A 20853-nucleotide genomic window follows, 5' to 3' on the forward strand; every position below is an offset into this window, starting at 1 on the left:
ACGAGCTGTCGCAGCTTCCCACTTCTCCTACGAGAGAACAAGCTGAGTCTTATTCACCTTGGAATCAGTATCTGAAGCCATCAAAACAAGAGATTGCTTGAACAACGAAGGGGCGTAATCTGAGAATGCGGATTACGCCCCTTCTTAGTGTAAGCACTCAATAACCGACCGTCTTGAATTAGACGCAAAATGCGGTTTGTTCTCCAGTTCGTGGAGGACGGGCCGCATTGTCGGTTACGCACTTATAGTTCTTGACGAGCCTATTTCAATATTCCATGGCAAATAGCCTCAAGCTGTTCCGGCTTTACGAAGGCGGGGAGCTGCGGTATCCATTCAAGCAGATCTTCGATGTATCTTCTAGGATCCAGGCCATTGGCCTTGGCCGTCTCCACAATCGTCATCCAAATTGCGTTTGCTTCGGCGCCCTTAGGGCTAGTCGCAAATAGCCAATTCTTGCGGCCAATCACGAACGCCTTCATGTTCCTTTCGGAGGCATTGTTGCTGAGATCGATCTCGCCGTAATCCAACACGCGATTGAGCAACTGGCGTTGATTGATTGCGTAGGTCAAGGCCACGCCTAACCGCGATTTCGGTGCCGGATTGGCTGAATCACACCAAGTCCAAAATTGATCGATCAACGGCTTGAGCTCCGCCTGCCGATGTCGCAGGCGTTCTTCTGCAGTTAAGTTCTTCCATTGCTCCTCGAGCTTGAACATATTGTTCAGGAGCTCCAAGGGTATCGTTGAACGAAACTGTTCCTTGACCTTTGCGGCATCATCGTAAAACTTTCGCCGCACATGTGCCCAGCACCCCACTCGCGTGACGCTATCACCCAAACTGTTATAGCCTGAATAACCATCGCACTGCAGTACACCGGTGAAGCCGGTATAAATGTGCTGGGCAAATTTGCCAGACCGCGTATCACCATAGGCATAGTACACGACCTGCTGTTCAGTTCGGCTAATGCTACGCTCGACCCAAATGTACGATTTACTCTGTGCCCGTTTGCCAGGCTCTTTCAGGACCTGGAAGGGGGTCTCGTCACCTTGCAGGAACCGCTGAGAAATCAGGTGACTATGCAATAAGTCATAGACTGGTCTGACCAGTTCCGCGGTCTTAATCACCCAATTGGTTAGCGTGGACTCGCTCACCAGAATACCGGCACGATTCCACTCTTTGATTTGGCGATACAAGGGTGTCCCCAGCGTGTACTTCTGATGAAGGACTTCCGCCACCAGGGACGAGGTCGCGATACTGTGCGGGATCAGCGCCTGCGGCGCACGGCCTTGATACAAATGCGACTGGCCATCTTGCTGCTCGCATGCTGAGCACTTGTAGGTTTGCTCGTAGATTTTCTCTACATACAAACGACCCGGGATGTGCTGAACTTGTTCGCGCACCAGGTGCTTGCCCAGCTTAGTTAACTGATGTCCATCCTCACAGAGATCACTCTGCCGGTAAATGATGGTCTCTTCGACCGGTAAATTCGGATCGATTGTTTCAACACGCTTGCGCTTAGGCTTACGAGTTGATGTTACGACCGTTTTTTCGCTTTGGTGCCCAGTGAGCTCTGGGTCGGTAAAAACACTGCCTTCCTCCAAGAGAGACAACTGATTCGGATCAGTCATCTTCTCTGAATGGGAGCCGTAGATTTTACGAGTCAAATACGCGACTTGCTCCGTCAAATCCTGGATCTGCTTCGTGAGTTCGCGATTTTGATCAAGTGCCTGCTTGAGCAGGTCTTCGGTCGTTGTCGTCATGGGCGTCGCCCTCTATTCATTCGTGATGAGTTGAGTTTAGCACTGGTGTACCAGGCTTCCTAGCATTTTTTCGTGGACAAAACGGCTTCACTGTTGGCTCCAGTCCCCAGCCTGAAAGCAGACGCTCTAACTGCTTTGCGTGAAGCTTTTTCACTTCGTTCTGGTTTGCTGGCCACTGGATCCGACCATCTTCAATGCGTTTGTAAAGCAGTACGAAACCATCGCCAGCCCAATAGAGTGCCTTGAAGTGATCCTTTCGGGTCCCGCAGAACAGAAAGAGCGCCCGACTGTACGGGTCTAGCGCGTATTCTTCCTGGAGCACGCTGCTTAAGCCATCGATTCCGCGACGCAAGTCGGTTCGACCGCATATCAAGTAAATGCCGCTTAGCTTACGAATATCAATGAGCATCATCAAACACGGCTTTCATCAACGCATCCAGGATATAGCCTTGGATGTGGTTGTAAACGACAACGGTCTTATTGTTGCCAATTTTGAGCTGAAGGGCCTTGGTCGATGGATTCAGATCAGGGCGGCGATGCTCCTCGTCAAGTTTGATTCTGACAATATCTGGTTTGTCCATAAAAACACCTCACCATTCTTCATGATGAGGTAAGGGTACTGCTAGGGCGCTGCTTTATACATGCGGTCAGTTATTGAGTGCTTACTTCTTAGTTTGCCAGGCGGTCGGTTATTGGGTGCTTACCATCGCTGAAATAACAAAAGGCCCCCTCCGAAGAGAGAACCTTCCAAAAGATAAATAGTATTCTTCAACACCATTTGACAAAGAGCCAAAAAGTCAGGCCAAAACAGTAATTAAGCACTGATATAACTTGACTTTGAGTAGAAAAGATGTACTCAGCCATTTTAGTTGAGTGTCGCTTTCTAGTTATTCAGCTTATTGATGCTTACGCTTTAACCCGGCTAAGCCTAACATACCCAGCATCGTTGCTAAACCTAATGCCACAGCACCAGTTTCACTTTGGTTACCTGTCCGAGGCAATCGATTAGCCTGCTGTTTATTACTAGTTAGGCTATTCTTAGTCAAATTAGCGGTCTCTTGGCTAGTAGTATTAGTTTTTGTATGCTGGTTTCCCTTAGTTCCCTGACTATCATCAGGAGTAGCAACTTGATCCTTGATGTAAGTAACGGCCTGTTCGATGTCCGTACTATTACCATCAACGGTTTCAGCATCAATCTGGGCATAGTCTGGAGTGTAGCCAGCAATCGTTGGGCTAGTAACAGCATCAAAACTACCCGTCGACCAAGCACCCCAGGTAATTTCGCCTGTAACTGCATCCTTAGAACCCATCCGGGTTAAGGTAATCGTTTGTACCTTATCTGGTTGGGCTTGACTACCATCACTGTACTTATAATGGATGGTTCTCGTAATGGTCTTTTGACCATTCTCAGTTGATTGTGGATGGCTGAGGACAATCGTAAAGGACTGTAACTGATTATCTTGCCACTGATTAGGATCGGAGCTGCTATAGTAATCGTTGTTAGTACTATCGTAATGGAAGCCATTTTGAAAATCAGACGAAGTAACTTCAAATCCTAAAGATTTCAATTTAGCTAATAAATCATCAACCTTAAATTGACTTTGAATCCCACTGTATCCCCACAAAACAACTTTTCCTAAGGAGCTATTAGTGGTTTGATCCAAAAAGTTAATCTCTACTCGTTGCTGATCAGGATGAAGCGTTATATAAGTATTTACAGCCGCTCCTGGTGCCATACTACTATAATGACTTTCACCCGGATAGGCACCAATTAAATGGCCATCTTTATCTAAGGCAATCCCTTCGCCACCTAAAATGTCGGCTTCAAAATCCGGAACTTGATAACCCTTGGAACGATCATTGGCATCCACTGGTGTCAAAGCATGGTAACCAGCCGTATGTTGTTTGTTTTGGTGATAGTAATAAACACCGGAAGACCAACCATTAGCCCCCTTAATGAAGTCATAAACCCGATCGCCTGGCTTATGAACATTATCAAATATATGATCCTTCACATAGACTGATGGGTTCCCCTGAGCATCATTCGCAGGATAGATACTTACGGCATCATAGTTAACATACGTTATCGGCTTATAGTCTGGCAATGGATTAGCAGGCTTCTCATTTTCTACCACAGTAGTCTGATTATTAATCAGTTGTTTAGCCTGATCAATATTGCTTTTGCTTGTACTTTTATTTTGAGTATCAGCAGTCGTCGTAGCGATAACTGGGTTCTCTTGATTAGCATCAGTAACCGTGTCCGCCTGGACATTAGCTTCACCCATCAAGAAAATAGTTCCCAACAGGACAGAAGCTACCCCAATACTCAGCTTCCGTAAAGCAAATTTAGGGTTTTGGTGTGTACATTGACGATCAGTTAGCAAATGATTATTTTTTGAAAACATCGTTTCCTTCCCCTTCAAAAAATTAATTTCCTTTTCATTATAGCACTAATGTAAATATGGGGCTTTGATTCGTCTTATATGAAGGTTTCTTTCCAGAACCTCTCAGAAAGTAACCAGAAGAAAATTCAGAAACATTTCAAAGACGCCAAGCAAGAAAATCCAAAGTTGTTTGAAACCGATTTTGATCCAGATTTTTCTAAAAACAATTAATAATCGCTACCATATATGACCTGACTCAGATTGACACGTGGGACCAGATAGTGAAAATGAGCGATGGTGTTCTTAATATCGGTTCATAATCCTAATCAATCCCTAGAATTTGCAGCCTTATTCTGCTCGGAATTCATCAGTGAACCGAGCTGCTTCACTAATTAGTTGCAATCCTGCGTCAGCATCTGGTATCCTCAAGCTCCAATATGAAATGGGGGGGAGGAGTCATTGATGATTGGATCGTTGATTTCAACGGTGAATTCTGGGCTTGATGCTTGCATTGACTTTGTTGCGAATGCCGTCGGCGGATTGCTTGTGGTACTGATTACGGGCTGCAGTAATGCGGTTAGCGTACTGTGGTGGCATGTGCTATCTCCGTTCTTCATGCAAGGCTGGGTGATGATTACAGTGACACTGCTAGTCTGTGTACTGGCATACTTCGCCCTGCCGCTGTTTCTGTGGTTCTTCTATTCAGTCATGCGCGTGGTCGTCATCCTAGCGGTTACAGCATTAGCAATATTCATCATAGTTCAGATTGGTAGAGTGCTCACCAAGATCGTGATCTTAACCTTTGTTTTCGGCTACCTCCCTTACTTTATCGTTCGTAAAGTCCACAGTCGAAACGTCGCGACACAACCAGAATAACGACAATACCCGGCACGACCTACTACGCTAGTTTCAGCGTGAGGTCGTGCCGGGTATTCTTCTAGATACCGTCGGTGATTATCCAGTTGTTACTTTGCTTGGAAAGGGTCAGGGTGTATTGCGATACTTGGCTCATATCGTTGTCAGTATCAATGTACTTCACAGACAAGTTGACGGTGAGACGGTTCTTCGTCTGCTTGAAGACCGGATCAAGCAGCTCTACGAATTTGAGGTTCCGGTCAATCGGCCGCGTGCCGTCCTTGACGTAATACTTGAGTTCGTTGCGATCGCTTTGCGGGTACAAGGTGAAGAACGTCTTGAGAAACTTGGTTACGTCGTCTGCGGTGGCACTGTCTACCGAGTTATCAGATTGCGTATCTGGCAGCTTGATCCGTGCCGTCGCCGGTTCCGCAGCGAGGGTGGGATTCTTGGTGATGACCATATCACCGTTGTTATTTTGCATGATGTTGATGGTGTAAGAGCTGGCCACAGACTTCTTATCTTTACCCATAGTGAGGTCTTGCTTCACCGTGAACAGCACGCGGAAGGTGTCTTTGGTCGTCTTGCTCACGTCCCAAACCTTGACCTCACTGACCGCGGCAGTTGTGGGAATGTCGCTCCGCACGGTGTCGGCGTTCAGCGATTGCAGTGGCTCCACAAGATACGGCTGCAAGGCTTTCTGCCGCTGATCTAGTGATTCGTGGCTGGGTTGCCACGAATAGTAGAGCTTGGCAAAGTCGGTGGTGAAGGTCGCCAAGGCGTGCGTGTCAATCACCTTAGTCTTGATCACTTGAACTTCATGCACCGTGTGGGTGTCGATGGCGGTCATGTTCTTGTAGACACCGAAACTGGTGCTGCTGATTAACACTGCCCAGCAAAGCAGTGTGACCGGGCGGCGCAGACCATGGTGCTTAATTTTAGGCGGTTTTGGGGCGGCTGGCTTCTTCTTGAACCAGCCTTTCTTTTGGGCTTTATCTTTACTCAAGGTTCATTCACCTTGTCCTTTCTAATTTCGTAGCAGCGGTAAAAGTCATCGTAAATATCGAGAAAGCGCACGAATAGGCGTTGAAGCGAGATCCGCTTGTAGCCCTCATAGTCAGTTTCGATATACTGACCGAGTTCACGGTCGTTGTTGAAGTATTCTTCGGCCAAGTAGCGTTCGCGGTCGAGGATATACTTACGGTCTTCTGGTGCAAACACCTTGCCTTTGAGCCATCGATCAACGGCCACTTCATGCGCGACGGCAAGGCGATACTCACGCCGGTGCCCGTATTCCATTTCCGGCATTCGGTCAACGAAGCGGTCAAGGACGTGGCACAGGTCGTCGGTATTGGGCAAGCGTTGTTTAAAGAATTTGATGCGTTCCCACTCGCCTGACGCAAAGTCGAGTTCCTTGTTGCGTAGTGCGCGATTATCACCAAATTTTAGATCGACATGTGCCTTTTGCAGCGCGTCGTCGTAGGTGTTGGTGATGAGATCCATCCAGTCAAAGTCGCTGATACCGTTTTGATTCATTATCGTCACCTACTTCTTCACGCGCCCAGCGCCGATCAGGTGGGCTTGCCAATAGCTTGAGTTCAAGTCGGCATAGCCGAGCGGATCGCCGGCGTTGTACATCTTCATGCCGCCAACGTAGATCCCAACGTGGGTAACGTAGTCGGCAGTGTCATAGGTTGAGTGGAAGAACACTAAGTCGCCGGGCTTGGCGTCTTTGATGTTCAGGTGTGCCGTGGCGTCGTATTGTGCTTGTGCGGTGCGAGGAAGTTTGATCCCAGCTTTGCCGTAACACCAGCTAGTCAGCCCTGAGCAGTCGAAGCCCGTTGTTGGCGTTGAGCCGCCGAACACATAACGAGTGCCTTGATATTTGAGCGCTTCGTCCATGATTGCTTGTACCGTTTTGTCGTCGAACTTCGCGCCACCTGTGACGAGGTATTGCGAGATAACCGATAGGTAGTACATGTTTCCATAGGCATAGCGCCAACCGTCTTTGGCTACTGCGTTGGTGTAGGTGACTTTCTTACCACCAGACTTTTCTTTGGCAAAAGCCGTTGCCAGCTCAAGCGTGTACTTTTTGCCGTGCTTAGCAACGTAGTCGATAAAGCCGCCACCATAGTTGTAGCTTTGAATCGCAGTGTTAAGATCCATGCCCGCAGCTTTCATGCTTTTCAGCAGCGACGCGAAATACTTCACTCCTTGCTTGATTGATGCTTCGGTATCTAGCGTATTGACCGGTAGTCCCAGCGATTCACTAGCTTGCATCACGTCGCCGCCTTTGCCACCAGATTCAACCTGCATGATGGCGAGTATCACCATTACCTGGTCTGAAATGCCGAACTCTTTACAATACTTTTCGACCGTCAGCTTATGCTTGTAAACTTCAGCGGATAAGTTCATCGCGTCGGCTGTGATCGCAGAGGCAGGCTGATCTTCGTCATCATCAGAGGCAATGACCGCAAAGAACAGACCGCCAATCAACAGTATCGGGAGTGCGGCAAGAGCTAAACAGCGCCATAGTTTCATCGCTTCTTATGCCCCTTAGCCTTTTTGATCCGCTGTGGCTTTGGGGTGCGTGGCTTGGCCGGCTTTTCGGAAACGAGGGTCAGTGGCTTCTTGAGTCTATTCGTTGGTGGGGCTGGTTCTTGGTGCGGTTTTATGGTGGGGTCTGCTTGTGCTTTCGTGACTGGCCGCGGAGGCCGAGTTGAAGTTGGCTTCGTGGCAGAGCGCTTAGGTTGCCCACTGGTATCAGTTTGTTCGGGCTTTGGTTTGGTAGGTGTGGCAGTTGTCGGCTTACGAGTTGGCTCAACCGGTAGCTTGGTAGCCGTTGGTTTTGGCTTTGCAGGATCAGCTTTCGGCTTGATTGCGAGCTTGCGTTCTTGCATTTGCTTACGCCGTTGGTCAAGCTGCTTGTCACGTTCCTGCTGATTGGCTTCACGCCGACCCTTGAAGCTATCCTTCGCAGTTTCGGCGGCCTCCTTAGTCAGTTGCTTACCACGATGCAGACCATATAAAACGTTGGTTGGTGCGTCCTTCACCTGATCAAGGCCACGTTTAGTCTTGTCCTTGAGCTTGTTACCGACATCGGAAACATCGGCGAGTTTCTCACCCAGACGTTGGCTGCGTGGCTTCTTAGGTTGTTGCGGCTTGGCAGCGTCCGCGGTTTGCTCGCGTTGCGTGCCAGCGGGAAGTTGTGGTGTTTGCGGCATTCCGCGACCTTTCCCATAGCCCCGCGACAGGAAGCGTCCTGCCATTGCACCACCCATTGCACTACCGACGAACTGCCGAAGCATGCGGTTGCCACGACGCGAGAAGCGTTGTGCGCCTTGCTGGGCGTCAGAGCTGTGGAGCTGCATCATGCCCATCAAGTCGCCGAGTTTCATCCAAATACCCGCGAAGATGGTGACTTGCAGGAAGGCCACGAGGAAGAACGGTGAGGTGGCCGATAATCCGTAGACCATTGCCGATAGCGAGAATGCCATCGTGATCACCAGCGTCACGCCAACTCGCGTCATGATTGTGTTGAACAGCTTCATGATGTTTTGTTTCATTAGCCCGTTAAAGGACGGCAGCATAGCGAGTAAGAAAGATATTGGCAGGAACGTCGCGTAGATGATAAAGAGTATCTGGCTGAACAGCATCATTGCCGTCAGGAAGAAGACAAACAAAGTGATTGCGATATTGAACAAGACAACAAAGGTCGTAGTGCCCAGCCGATTGATGGTCATGGTCGGCGAGAGGTTCTCGTTGTCATTGTCTTCAATTTCAGCTTTTACCACGTCTGTGCGAGTTTTACCCTTGTCCCCGAATGGGTTAGTCTTCATCAGGTTGTTTACGCGGTCTTTGCCTACAGCATCGGCGTCGCTGTCACCGAACTGCAAAAGTGTCCATGGCTGCTTCACCTGAATTTCAAACAGGGTGTCACGAATCGCATCGACGCCAGACTTATCAGTTGCGGTATCAGTGCCCATGATCATCTTGGAGCCGGTGTTGAGGGCGCTAGTGCTGATGTCTGAACTGAATTCGTTAATCTTGCTGACATAGTCCGGGGCGTAGGCAATAAAGCTGGCTGACGTAATGAAGATCACCACAAAGTTCACGATTGCCGAGATAGCTTTCGAGGTTTCGCGCTTGATGATACCTGTATACGCGACGTAGATACCGACGACGAGTGTGATCATCAGGAGCAAGCCCGGGTAAAAGCCGTCAGTGGTGAAACCATCTTTTGACACCCCAGCCAAGAGCTGCATATTCTTCCCAATCGCGTCAGACGTATCTTTGATGAAGTCCAGCGAGTAGGCTTGCTGAATCAGGTAGCCCGCAGCGTTTGAGAGGTAGACAGAGAGCGTCCACAGAAAGTTGGTAATGGCATACAGACCGTAGTTCACAGACTTGCCGATGCCGTCGCCCCAATTCCAAGGCAACCAGTCCCAGCTAGTATCGACGAAGTAGTCGAGCTGGTAGTGCGACAACGGGTACTTGGAATACTCGTTAGTGCCGCCAGATTGATCGTCGACCAGTCCCGCTGCGTGTACCGGCTGCCCACCGGCAAGTATCAGTACCAACATGAATGCCGCGACAACACCGAGGAACAGCAGAAGCCGCCGACGGTTAGCTTTCGTCATCAGCGATCACCTCCACGGGTTTCGGTGGCCGGGTGTCAAAGGCGTGGTGTAGGTGTTCAAAGATATAGTCGAAGTGCAGCACACCGACGTGTCCCCAAATGTCTTGGAATAAGCATTCCCCATTATCTAGTGACCGAAGCCGGTTCTGATTACCCTCGTCTTCGGCATCGAGACCAAAGAAGTTGAGGGTGTTTTTGATTTCCGTGATGTCGGTGCTACGGAACGCGAATTTTTGGGCGATGTTGTTCTTCATCTTTTCGTCGAGCAAATCGTCTGCATTTTGGGTAACGAGGTAAACCCCGGCGTTCATCGAGCGACCCTCACGAATCAGTTTCATGGACAGCGCCTTACCCTGTGCCACGTTCAAGAATGCCCAGGCTTCGTCCAAGTCCACAATTTTGAACTGGGCGCGGTCTTGATGGATGAAGTCGATCGCGAACGTGCTGATTATCATGAGCATGGCGACCGATAGCATTTCAGCAGTGATATATTCTTCCTGCGTCTTGTCGGCGTCCGGTAGTACCAAGTCTGCGATTTGCACGATGTTGATTTTGCGATCAAGCGCGATCGTTCGGCGCGCGGTCCCGTCAGAGAACAACAATGCCGCAAAATCATAGTCCGTAAAGGATTCGATATGATCGGCAATGTTGCGCGCAATAGGCGTGTCTTCGCGGCGGAGTTCATCAATGACTTTCAACAGTCCCGGTTCGGGTGCTTGTGTTACCGCGCGAATCGCTTTGCGCAGCGTCGGGAAGCGGTCGGCGTCACGGCTTGAGATCCCCGTGAGGAAGGTCAGGGTGTCAACAGCCAACGATTCCGAATCTTTCAAGTTGGACAAGATGATATAAGGATCAAGCAGCCCACGGTTTTGTTCCTCACTGGTCAGATTGACGATGTTTATCTCGTTGTCCATGAAGTCTAGGTTTTCTGCCCACCCAGTACGCTCTGACTTCGGATCAAGAATCAGTGCCTGTGCCCCGTAAAGAACGGCGTAGTAGACAAGTAAGTTGTTGGAGAAGGACTTACCACCACCCAGTGAGCCGAGGAAGGTGGCGGATAAGGCATTGGTAACAGTGCCTTTAATGCCTTGCGCCGCAATATCTGGCTGCAAGTAGACGTTGCGTCCGGTGTCCACGTTGTACCCGATGTAGATGCCTTCTTTTTCGCCGAGCGATTGTGTCGCACCAAAGCCTAGTGAGGCGATGAAATCGCTGGTCACATATTGAATATAGTCGTTGATGTAGCGCTTCGAGGCAGGGATAAACTCACCGTGCAGTCCCAGCATGTCGCCAAATGGTCGCACGAGCTTGATGTTGAGGCTGTCGTAGAAGTCAAGTAGCTGATCGGCACGGCGCTTCATTTCATCTTCGGAACGCCCAGCTACGCGAATGACATAGCTGATCTTGTACATGGCGTCCTTAGTCTGATCAAGGTTGCTTTCAAGTTCATCGACCGAATCTAAAGCGTCGCTGACGCCGCGTGTCGTTTCGTTGCCGGACTGGTAGGCGTGTTCGTCCAAGTCCTTGAGTTCCTTCTTCTTGTTGCGTACCTTGGTCAGCGCCTTCTTGTTCGTCACGATTTCAACGTTTAAGCTGGTGTCGATTGGAAAATCGAACTGACTTTGCTGGAAGTAGAAGATTTCACTGCCGGGAAACTCCAATTCACCAACAATGTCGGAAAGCGTCAGGTACGTCACGTAACTGCTATCCAGCCCGTGGGTGATCTTGATCGAGCGTTGGTGCTGCTCAATCAGTGAGCGGGTTGGCTTGATCAGGTCATAGCGCTTGATGATCGTGTCGCGCTTAGACTTCTTGCGAGGTAAGTGGTACTCATAGTCGTCGTAGTCCTGCCCCGTCATGCCATAGAGGTGTTCGAGCAGATAGCCGAAGTCGTTCTTATCCAGCGGGCGGACTTTGAAGCGGCGGCCAATTTTTTCGGCAAGGAACTTAGCGGACTTGGCGTAGCGTTCCACCTCTGCGTTGTTCATGGTGAAGAAGTCACCAGCGAACGTTGTGTTGAACTCGGCGAAGAAGTCCCGAATGCCTAAAGCCATATCCTTGAAGATTGACTTGGCAGTTACCTCCGCGTCGTTCAGAAGCAGCTTAAAGCCGATGAAGAAGCGGTAGTCCACTTGGTTGTCACCAACGTTTTCGGTCAGCGCCTCGGCTTGCCCGTCGATGTGCTGGAAGGCGATGTCTTTCAGCGACCCCTTGACCAACTTCTTCGAGCGGTCGAGAGTGTCCCGAACACTGGCTTCGGTGGCGAGCTGCAATAAATGGAGCTTGCCGTCGCGATTCTGCGAGATTAACTGCCGGAAGTTCTCGTGGACTTGTTGTTTCTGTTCAGGGCTTAGAAACGAGTAGTTGTACGGGATCAATTCAAAATAGGCAAAGCACTCGCCGTCAGTGTTCCAGACGAGATTATCTTCGATATACTTAATCGGAAATTTCATTGTGGTACCTCCAAACGTAGGTCACAGCAGCGGTTTGTTTCTCTTTCTGCGACTTCACAGGTTTACCAGCATAGGTGAGCTTCGGGGTAATGGCGTAGTTGATCACCGACCGCAAGAATCCCATTGGCTTCTTGTTGTCGAAGGTCTTCTGGTTCATGAACCACGTTAGCCCGGCAGGAATGCCAACATATTTGAGAAACGCGCCGTCGATGAATGACAGTGGCGGCAAGTCGCCCAGCAGCATGACCGCAAACAGACTGACGATGAACCAAGTCATCTGGGTAAAGGTGATTGGAAATGGGAGCTGCAGGTCATTGATGGCATACAGCACCTTTTCCACCGACCAGATGCTGGTGTAGGATCTGACTTTCTTCATGTGATCTCCTTTCGTAGTGAGATAAAAAGGCTGACGCCTTTTGCAGCGCCAGCCCAGAGAGTTAGTCTAATAATTGGTAGATGCCGTAAGGTGTTTCAACGAAACCTCCTTCAATTTCGAGGTCACGGCCGACCTTGGCATAGTCGATATAGTTTTCGACTTGTGGCGGAATGTCGCCGAACCAGCCTTCATCAGCTAGTTCTTCGGCCAGCTCCGCCATGTTCGCGACGTGATAACAAGCAATGTCGTCCTTGTGTGCAGCGAGTTCGATTACATTGTCGTACCATTCGCCAATAAGCTCTTTGATAGCAGGGTAAATCTCGGTGCCTTTCAACGCTTCAACGGCTGCGGCAGCTTCGTTGATCTCGCCAATCGTTGAATACTCACTAAAGACAACGGGGCCTTCGTAGTCCTGAACCATGTATTCTTCGTACTGGTCGTTCAGTCCCAACTTTTCTGTGAGTTCTTCGTTGTTGATTGGTGGCGTGAACCATGCGCCGACGATTTCGCCTTCGTTATACTTGCCAAGATTGGCAATAAAGACTTTGATGTCGTCCATCGGCTAAGCCCCCATGACGCGGTTGAACAGATTCAGCAACACGTCTTTGACCCCAGCAGTGTTGAACACCAGCCCCACGGCAATGATTGCAATGACCAAGAAGCCAATCAGCTTGGAGAACTCGCGCTTGAAGCCGAGGTAGACCCCGATAATGGCAATCGCCATCAGCACCAAGCTCTGGGCGTTGGAGGTGAACCAGTTAAACAAGTTTTGTCCGAAATTCATAATAATCATCCTTTGATTTTTAGTTTTGTGACCGAAGCTCCTTTCAAGATTGCCGCTGTTTTGGCACGGTCAGCGGCGACCGGATCAGGGGTAACGAATCAGAAAAGCTCGGTTTGAGTTGCGTGGTGGTGCTTGATGCGATCGAGGGCGCGCCGCCAGTATTCTTCGCTAATTTCATAGCCGATGAAATGGCGGTCAGTGTCCATTGCAGCGATTGCCGTGGTGCCTGACCCCATGCAGTTATCCAGCACGATCTCGCCGGGCTGGGTGTAAGTCTTGATGAGGTAGGCAAAAAGATCAACAGGCTTTTGCGTCGGGTGCCAGCCGGTGCGATCAGACTTGTAGTTGAGCACATCAGATGGGTAGTTTGTCCACTCTTGCGTGTAGGTGTCAGGCGCGTTCCGTGGGTGCAACTGATTGGAATTTTCATACTTACGCGAGTTGACGGTTTTGTTATAGGGGAGCAGTCTTTGAGGAAAATAATTCATGCCTTTGGTATCAGGAAAGTTACCAAAGTTGGCCGTGCCCGACTTGGAGAAGACGAGAATTTCCTCGAACCGGGATAGCGGACGGTTCTTGGCATTGACGAAGTTGGTGACAGTATTCTTGATCCAGACCCATTTGTAGCGATACAAGGCCGGATTTGATTGCACTAAGTCCGCAGAGAACCGTTCAGTTGCAGTGAGCACGATAGCGCCTTGGGGTTTGATGAGCCGTTCGTATTGACCCCAGAGGTATTCAAACGGGATCACCTTGTCCCAAGCGTTGGCTGTGGTGCCATACGGCAAGTCGCACAGGATCATGTCGATGGAGGATGTCGGTAAGTCCGCCATGCCTTCCAGACACTCGCGATTGTAGATGACGTCTAGTTTGATTGCGGTGATACTTTTTTAGTTGAATTTGTGACCATCACTCCTTTTTGAATTGCGATTGTTTTGTCACGGTCAATCGCGACCGAGTTGGTTAATCGAAAAATAGGTCTTCCACCGGTGTAGCGAAGACCGGCCAGCCTGAATCTTCGGCTGTCTGATAAAGCAGTCGGCGTAACTCGCCGTAGTTTAAGTCGCGTCCATCGCGGCCAATTAGCGCCGCCGGGTGTTCTTGTTGCTGGTGCCGCCAAGCGATATAGTCTTGTGCCGTGAAGCCAAAACTATTCATGTCACAGATGCGCCGGTACTTCTTGTGTTCGACGACACCGACTAGTGCTGCCTTGTAGACGTACACGTTCAGCATACAGTCCTTGAATGCTTTACCGCGCAGCGGGTGGGAAGCCAGCACGTCATTGACCAAACATGTCACCTCCTAGCTCTTCGCTACCAACAGTCTGTTGTTCAATCAGCTTGAGGTGTTTGTCGGTCAGCTCGGCGTCCTTGATCATGAGCTGCAAGTCAGTGGTGCCAAAGTAGTTGTCGATTTCTTTGATGACTTTGAGCGTTGGCATGACTTGCTTTTGGAGCCACGCCTTGGTCTTGTTCAGGTCAAAGGGCTGGGGATCGGTGGTTAAGCGAATCGGCTGGCGTCCTTTGCCAAGGAAGTATGCCCAACGTTCGTTGACCGGCCACTTCAAGCGGCTTTTGTCCGGGACTTCATCCACGAAGCGCATATAGCGGGTGATGATACCAAACGCAACCTTTTCAGCGTCACGGGTTATCAGCATATTCTCAATCGCCTTAATTGCCCGCTCGTTTTTCAAACGAATCTCAAATCGGTTGATGATTGGGGTATCGGCAATCAAGATGCCGCGCTTGGCCGCTTGTTCAGCAGCCTTTTCGTAGATGCAGAAATACACGTCGCTTTTCATCGTGCCGACGTACAGCGTATTGCCTCGGCCAACCTCGTCGAGATCCACGAGCTTTCCTGATTGCAGCCCTTGGAACGATCGCATGACGGAGATGCACTCGTTGTTCAGACACTTATCGACCAGTTCGGGGATATTCAGCAGGCCAACCTTGTCGTTAATCGCAATATCAACCCGCTTGAAGATGCCGCCAGCTTCATCGACCCGAAGAAAGTAGTCGTACCAGTTCTCACCGCGGCTAAGTAGAATGCCTTCAAACTCTCGGCAGCCTTGACCTTTCATCTCAACCAATGTGCCGAGGTTGGAGCCAACCGGTGCCACCATGACCTGAATGTTGGAGAAAATATACATGGCCGAATAGCCGTAGAAGCCATGTTCTTCAAATATCAGGTGTTCCGGGGTCAGGCCAAGAATCTTGGTGATCACAGCCTTGGCGTCATGGGTCGGGAACCGCACGCGCATGTAGTCAAACATCAGCGTCAGTTCAGGTTCGTCGTTCCAGTTCTTGAGCAGCCGGTCAATTTCGGCTTGAAGCGCGGGACTGGGGTTCGTCTTGCCGTTCTCCACTTGGACGTAATGCATCCGCGTGACACCTAAGCGCCGGGCGACTTGAGCTTGGGTAAGTTTGAGCTGCTTGCGTTTGTTTTTAATCTTTTCATGCCATGAGCACATGGCAACGCTCCTTTCAAAAAATGATGGATTGGGGGTGCCATCCATCATTTTGCCTTTTGCTATTCAAAAGCCGTCATATCAACCTTTCTACCCCGTGTTCAGGCACAGACGGTGTATTTAATACCCCCCTGTTAGAGTACTGGGGGTAAGCGGTCGGCTAGCGCCGACCGCTGCCGCTCACGCGTGCGGCTTTCGCGTTGCACGCCGCACGAGGGCGGCAAGGATCAAAAAGGCTTAGCTGGATTAAAGTGCCACAAGAGAGTCGAATCTCTTAATGGCTGCGGTCAGACTCCGATGTATAATGACAGGAGTAAATGTTCTGCGGGTAATTGCAGTGAACTTTTAGCTGATATTGTGAGCGTGAATCTGAGGGACTAACATGGAGGGTGAGCTCTAGTGGAAGAGATGTCGAAGTGGTATAGATGGGACATGCATATTCATACGCCGAACACACAAATGCACGACGGATATACAGACCAGAATGGTCAGAGAGCAAATAAGGAAGGCGTATGGAAAAAATATTGTCAGGACTTAAACAAATACGGGGCTTCTGCTCTAGGTATTACCGATTATTTTTCCGTAAAAAATTTCTTTGACTTACAAAAGCATCGGAGAGAATGGGGATTGAACTCAGATATCGTGATTTTTCCGAACATCGAGGTAAGGCTGAATGATCTTGTATCAAAAAAGCGTGCTGAGAAAGGAAAGACGAGCAGCAATGTAAACGTGCATCTGTTGTTTAGTCCGGATGCTGACAAACAAACCCTTGAAAAGTTCCTTAGAGAACTGAAAGTCAATGGGCCATCTGGTAGAAAGTTGAATTTTGTCGACGATTTACCGGAGATTATCAAAGGTGATCAAGTCGGCCGTATGCCGACATCGTCTGAGATGCGGAGCGCACTCCAAAACACCTTTGGTACCAACTACTCGGAGTCAGTTTTAATTATGATTCCAAATAGTGACGATGGAATTAACCTGAACGATGGTAACGGTTATGCGAGCGGAAGGCAGTTTATTCAAGACGATGTAGATCTGATTCAGGCTAGAGAAAAAAAGGCTTTTGAAGACCGTGAGTGGCTTTTGAAGCCTACAAACAGCTATGGAAAAGTTTTTCCGGCAGTAACAGGTTGTGATGCACACCGTCTGGAACAAATGGAGACTTTCCCACCTTCTTCGTACACATGGATCAAAGCTGAACGCACATTTGAAGGATTAAAGCAGGTTCTTTATGAACCCGGTTTGCGCGTTAGAATACAAGAAAACATGCCGGAACCACCAGTCAAATCAAAAATTATAGAAACCTTGGAACTCAACAACTCAACATTTGGAACCAAGACACTTCACTTTTCGGATGGGCTAAATACTATAATCGGTGGGAGATCGAGCGGAAAATCTGTTCTACTGTCGTTAATTGGAAAACTTGCCAGCAATGCAGATAAGTTTAAGAGTAACAACAAGAGTTACAACGCGTTAATTGAGAGACTAAGCCGCGGATGCACAATTAGATACGCGGATGGCACGGTTGGTAATAGGGATGGCCAAATCCGTTTTATTTATCAGGATGGGCTTCAAGAAATTGCACGCACTCCTTCAGCTCGAAAAGAATTTATAGAAGAGACCTTAGTCAATCTGGCAGACATTAACCAAATTCGAAATGAGGCTTCTAAGTATAGGAGCCAGAAGCATGATGCAGTTGTCGGCCTGGTTAGTCAGCTAGCAACGCTTGATCAAAAAATTGAAGACAAAGAGTCCAAAATTGGCTCTCAGCAAGATGCTGAAACCCTAAATAAGAACATCCAAAAGCTCGCTGAGGATGTTAAGAAACGGCAAGAGCAGGCAAAGAATATCGATCAGGTGGCTGTTGATGAGATGCTTGAACGGGGGCGCGCTCTGCAGCAATCAGCTAAAGCGACTACTGCAGATGTCATTGAGCTAGTCCAGCTACGCGACGAAAATCTCGTTCAACTCAACCCCCAGATTAATTCGTATACTCGTCAAATTATCAAGGAAACGGTTTTAAGCTTTCAAGAAAAGATTGCTTCCTTCAATCGCGAACTACAGAGTAAAGTTGACGAACTCATACAGGAAAAGCAAAATACGTTGTCTCAAATGAACTCTGATATTCAGGCTTTGAAGGAGTCTACACTATACAGCAGTTACCAAGAACAGCAGAAACGTTCTCCGGAGTTGCAAAAATTTCAAAAGAGTCTAAGTGAACAGCGCAAATTACTTGATGACATTACTAACGACAAAGATGAACTTAAAGACCTTCAGAACACAAAATCTGAGGTAATCAGACAAATTATAAATGAACTGGATTTTGAGGATGCTCTTTACAGCAGAGATATTTACGAGACAGACGACAAAACTCTGAATTTTAAAGTGGTTTCTTCGATTGACGTTGATAAGGTAGTTGAAATGATGTCTTCAGCATTCAAACCGAGCTCAGTAGCGTTTAAGGATAAGGTAGAGGCTTTGCATATCGAAGGTGGAGGCCTTAATATCGAAGATGAGACAACTATTGATGCTGAGAGCATGCATGAAATGATGATTAGATGTATTGACCTCGGGGCAAAGCTTCCTAGTAACGAGACGCCATATCGATCTGGTTCGAGTTTATATGCGTGGCTTGAGGCTTTCTCAAATATGGAATTTCTCAAAATTGATTATAGAATCACTTACAATGGGCAGGACTTTTCTGATATGTCCGAAGGCAAACAGGCATTTATTCTCCTCATGATGCAATTGAATTTAGATGAAGACGATAAGCCTTTCCTCATTGATCAACCAGAAGATGAGCTTGATAACAAGGCGATTTACGATGATCTTGTTTCGTACCTAAGAGAGCAGAAGCAGCAAAGACAGTTATTTGTGGTAACTCACAATGCAAATGTACTAGTCGGAGGTGATAGTGAGTGCGTAACCCTAGCTAATGAACTAATCGATGATACGGGTATTAATGGCCACCAGTTCACATATCAGCAAGGCTCAATCGAAAATCCCGAGATGCAAGCTTCAATTTGTGAGGTACTTGAAGGTGGTCAACGCGCGTTTAAAAAACGCGAACAGCGCTATACATTCAGCCGATCAGTCAGCTAATCAATGAGCTATACTTCTGTAACTATACAGAGTAGAGTAATCCGCATTATGAACTGAAGAAAACGTGACAGGTAAGTGATCTTGTAGTTTATGAAATACATTCTTCTGTCGCGACGTTAATGTAAGTCATGATCAAGCCACCGTCATCGCCAGTAGTGATGTTGAACCAAAAGCGCTTCGGAAAACGGTCAGCGGTAAGGCCGCCGGGAGCGCCCATCCAGATCCGTGAATCCGGGTACTCGCGGGCGTGCATTGCCATCCATTCAAGTTGGTCTTCCGCGTCTTCGTCAGACTGGAAAGGCACGTTTTCGTGAAAGTCATTGAGAAATTGCGATCGGTTTTCAATTTTGACATCAGTGTTCATTTAGCATCTCCTGTTCTGTTGGGGTTGCAGGCACGGTATTGGCTACGGCACCAATTTCGGTGAGGAAATCATAGCCGCGCGGTACTAGTGGTGTGTAAAATTCAGAGATCACGCTACCGCCAGTGTCAACATAGCCTCGTCCCTTGATTGGTTTTTGGAAGAAGTCCTTGTTGGTTTCGCCGAACATCATGGAATAGCCCAGCTCACTCATGCGCCCAAGAGCGACCCGGAACATGAACTGATCTCTTATCCCGTCGCCCAAATACTTTGCGTCAGGGCGTTGGCAGGCCAACACGAGAAAGAAGCCAGCTTGACGGCCAAGCATGACAATCTGTTTGAGCTTGGACATGACTTGCATGGCATCACGGCCAAGCATATCCATAAAGGCGACATATTCATCAAAAATCAGAAAATGGGCGGGTAGTCCAAGGTAGGCGTAGTTCTCGCCAGTCTTGTATCCGTCCATTTGTTTCATTTTGTCGTTACGCGCCATCATGTCCTGATAGAAGGTTTCAAGTGCATCCAGCATGGCTTCCTTCTTGGAATAGACCCCTGGCATCACGTCAGCTAAGTCGGCGAGGTCAGCATTTTTCGGGTCAAGAATGGTGAGCTGGGCACCGTCTTTCAGCAGTGCTTCAATCAACGTCAAAATAAAGTAGGTCTTACCACCACCTGTACCACCAGCGATCAGCATGTGGGGCAGCGCGTCATAGTGCCAAGCCACGGTTTCCATGAGCTGCATGGAGCCATGTTCACAGGTCACGTCAGCGATGGTGATGCGCTTGCCGATCGTGTCGTAAAGCAAGGTGTATTCGACGTAAGAATCGTGCATGATCTTGTCGACCAGCTCACAGTAAAGACCAGCCTCTAACTTCTTTTCCAAGTGCAGGAGTTGATCTTGATAGGAAGACATGACGATTTCAACGGAAACGTGAATCAGCCCATCCTTGAGTCGGTAATAGATTTTGGGAAAGTGCGAAATCTTCTCTTTGGTGCGCGTTGAGCCTAAGTCTTTGAAGAAGCTCTCGCTGTTGGTTTGGTCGGTTTGGTACCACTTGTTCTCCATGATCATGCGGGCGAGCTTTTGGCGGTGTTCCATCTGCTTGTAGGAATCCGCAAACCACGTTCGGTAAGCCCACAAACCAGCACCAAAGAGTAGTGCTGTACATAAACTGTTGATAATCAGCGGCAACCATGACCAAGGCAAGGCCACCACGTCCGGCCAATTAAAGAATTTCCAGTTGATTTGTCTTAGCAGCGGCCAATAAGCAATGGCAGCTCCAGTTACCCACAAGCAAACCACAACCGTCATCGCCGTGTTGTAGAGTAAGTTGCGTTGACGGGGATAGACCCGTGTACCGCGATACGTAAGTTTCATTCGTCAATGTTCACTCCGTCGTAGCCAATCACGAGACCAAGTGGACTACTTGAAACGTTGAAACTAAAGCGCGCGCCTTGAAGGTAGGCTTCGGGTTTCGCACACTGTTCGCTGGCTAAAATCAGGTCACAAGCATTCATGCCAGCTTGAATCGCGTGATTAGCTGCGTCGATTAAATTGATGATGACGTCACCAGTGGGTGATGCACCGTTGTCAAAGTCAGCGATGTGTTCGTAGTGAAGTTGAAAGTCGTCCAAGTTGACGAGGGTTACTTGATCATTCATAGAAATT

The 20853-nt window shown here is 48.7% G+C and carries 20 protein-coding genes; 2 read left to right on the top strand and 18 right to left on the bottom strand.

The window, feature by feature from the left end:
- Positions 1-260: 260 nt before the first annotated feature.
- From tnpC to EKM90_RS09705, 4 genes are all read right to left on the bottom strand, one after another.
- Positions 261-1760 (bottom strand): IS66 family transposase, encoded by a 1500-nt coding sequence (tnpC, locus tag EKM90_RS09690; protein WP_125582102.1) that lies wholly within the window; start codon positions 1758-1760, stop codon positions 261-263.
- Positions 1761-1776: 16 nt separating this feature from the next.
- A complete protein-coding gene (gene tnpB / locus EKM90_RS13250) occupies positions 1777-2172 on the bottom strand; it encodes an IS66 family insertion sequence element accessory protein TnpB (protein WP_164507941.1) in 396 nt (131 codons plus the stop codon).
- On the bottom strand, positions 2159-2341 hold the full coding sequence (locus EKM90_RS09700) for a hypothetical protein (protein WP_125582104.1): 183 nt from the start codon (positions 2339-2341) through the stop codon (positions 2159-2161). Before EKM90_RS09700 ends, tnpB begins: the two co-directional genes overlap by 14 nt.
- 315 nt (positions 2342-2656) lie before the next feature.
- Complete coding sequence (locus EKM90_RS09705; RefSeq protein ID WP_125582106.1) at positions 2657-4165, bottom strand: mucin-binding protein; 1509 nt, start codon at positions 4163-4165, stop codon at positions 2657-2659.
- Between the two features lie 441 nt (positions 4166-4606).
- Between EKM90_RS09705 and EKM90_RS09710 the strand changes: the two genes are divergently transcribed.
- Positions 4607-5020 (top strand): hypothetical protein, encoded by a 414-nt coding sequence (locus EKM90_RS09710; RefSeq protein WP_125582108.1) that lies wholly within the window; start codon positions 4607-4609, stop codon positions 5018-5020.
- A 61-nt stretch (positions 5021-5081) separates the two neighbouring features.
- Here the strand turns inward: EKM90_RS09710 and EKM90_RS09715 are convergent, their stop codons facing one another.
- From EKM90_RS09715 to EKM90_RS09765, 11 genes are all read right to left on the bottom strand, one after another.
- Complete coding sequence (locus EKM90_RS09715; RefSeq protein WP_125582110.1) at positions 5082-6005, bottom strand: conjugal transfer protein; 924 nt, start codon at positions 6003-6005, stop codon at positions 5082-5084.
- Positions 6002-6535, bottom strand: coding sequence for a hypothetical protein (locus tag EKM90_RS09720; protein WP_125582112.1), 534 nt, complete (start codon positions 6533-6535; stop codon positions 6002-6004). The genes EKM90_RS09715 and EKM90_RS09720 overlap by 4 nt, the downstream gene beginning before the upstream one ends.
- A gap of 9 nt (positions 6536-6544) precedes the next feature.
- Positions 6545-7540, bottom strand: coding sequence for a bifunctional lytic transglycosylase/C40 family peptidase (locus EKM90_RS09725; protein ID WP_125582114.1), 996 nt, complete (start codon positions 7538-7540; stop codon positions 6545-6547).
- Entirely contained in the window at positions 7537-9639 is a 2103-nt protein-coding gene (locus tag EKM90_RS09730) for a CD3337/EF1877 family mobilome membrane protein (RefSeq protein WP_125582116.1), read from the bottom strand. The genes EKM90_RS09725 and EKM90_RS09730 overlap by 4 nt, the downstream gene beginning before the upstream one ends.
- A complete protein-coding gene (tcpF, locus tag EKM90_RS09735; protein ID WP_125582118.1) occupies positions 9626-12091 on the bottom strand; it encodes a conjugal transfer ATPase TcpF in 2466 nt (821 codons plus the stop codon). Before tcpF ends, EKM90_RS09730 begins: the two co-directional genes overlap by 14 nt.
- Positions 12075-12467 carry a conjugal transfer protein gene (locus tag EKM90_RS09740; RefSeq protein ID WP_125582120.1) on the bottom strand — a complete coding sequence of 131 codons (393 nt, stop codon included), beginning with the start codon at positions 12465-12467 and terminating at the stop codon, positions 12075-12077. The genes tcpF and EKM90_RS09740 overlap by 17 nt, the downstream gene beginning before the upstream one ends.
- 61 nt (positions 12468-12528) lie before the next feature.
- Positions 12529-13026, bottom strand: a complete 498-nt coding sequence (locus EKM90_RS09745) for an antirestriction protein ArdA (protein ID WP_125582122.1) — start codon at positions 13024-13026, stop codon at positions 12529-12531.
- Positions 13027-13029: 3 nt separating this feature from the next.
- Entirely contained in the window at positions 13030-13251 is a 222-nt protein-coding gene (locus EKM90_RS09750) for a hypothetical protein (protein ID WP_003606383.1), read from the bottom strand.
- Positions 13252-13349: 98 nt separating this feature from the next.
- A complete protein-coding gene (locus EKM90_RS09755; protein WP_125582124.1) occupies positions 13350-14084 on the bottom strand; it encodes a DNA-methyltransferase in 735 nt (244 codons plus the stop codon).
- A 130-nt stretch (positions 14085-14214) separates the two neighbouring features.
- Positions 14215-14541 (bottom strand): hypothetical protein, encoded by a 327-nt coding sequence (locus tag EKM90_RS09760; protein WP_125582126.1) that lies wholly within the window; start codon positions 14539-14541, stop codon positions 14215-14217.
- Complete coding sequence (locus tag EKM90_RS09765) at positions 14531-15721, bottom strand: XRE family transcriptional regulator (RefSeq protein ID WP_125582128.1); 1191 nt, start codon at positions 15719-15721, stop codon at positions 14531-14533. The genes EKM90_RS09760 and EKM90_RS09765 overlap by 11 nt, the downstream gene beginning before the upstream one ends.
- A 405-nt stretch (positions 15722-16126) precedes the next feature.
- Between EKM90_RS09765 and EKM90_RS09770 the strand changes: the two genes are divergently transcribed.
- The gene (locus EKM90_RS09770) at positions 16127-18820 is read left to right on the top strand and encodes a TrlF family AAA-like ATPase (protein ID WP_404819944.1); all 2694 of its coding nucleotides are present in this window, start codon (positions 16127-16129) and stop codon (positions 18818-18820) included.
- Between the two features lie 88 nt (positions 18821-18908).
- On the opposite strand, the gene EKM90_RS09775 is transcribed toward EKM90_RS09770, so the two are convergent.
- Genes EKM90_RS09775 through EKM90_RS09785 form a run of 3 tightly spaced genes read right to left on the bottom strand, consistent with a single transcriptional unit; the run spans position 18909 to position 20846 of the window.
- Positions 18909-19184, bottom strand: coding sequence for a hypothetical protein (locus EKM90_RS09775; RefSeq protein ID WP_125582132.1), 276 nt, complete (start codon positions 19182-19184; stop codon positions 18909-18911).
- Entirely contained in the window at positions 19174-20562 is a 1389-nt protein-coding gene (locus EKM90_RS09780) for an FtsK/SpoIIIE domain-containing protein (protein ID WP_125582134.1), read from the bottom strand. Before EKM90_RS09780 ends, EKM90_RS09775 begins: the two co-directional genes overlap by 11 nt.
- Positions 20559-20846, bottom strand: a complete 288-nt coding sequence (locus EKM90_RS09785; RefSeq protein WP_107773161.1) for a hypothetical protein — start codon at positions 20844-20846, stop codon at positions 20559-20561. Before EKM90_RS09785 ends, EKM90_RS09780 begins: the two co-directional genes overlap by 4 nt.
- Between the last annotated feature and the right edge of the window lie 7 nt (positions 20847-20853).

The organism is Lacticaseibacillus suibinensis, from assembly GCF_003946175.1.
GTDB lineage: Bacteria > Bacillota > Bacilli > Lactobacillales > Lactobacillaceae > Lacticaseibacillus > Lacticaseibacillus suibinensis.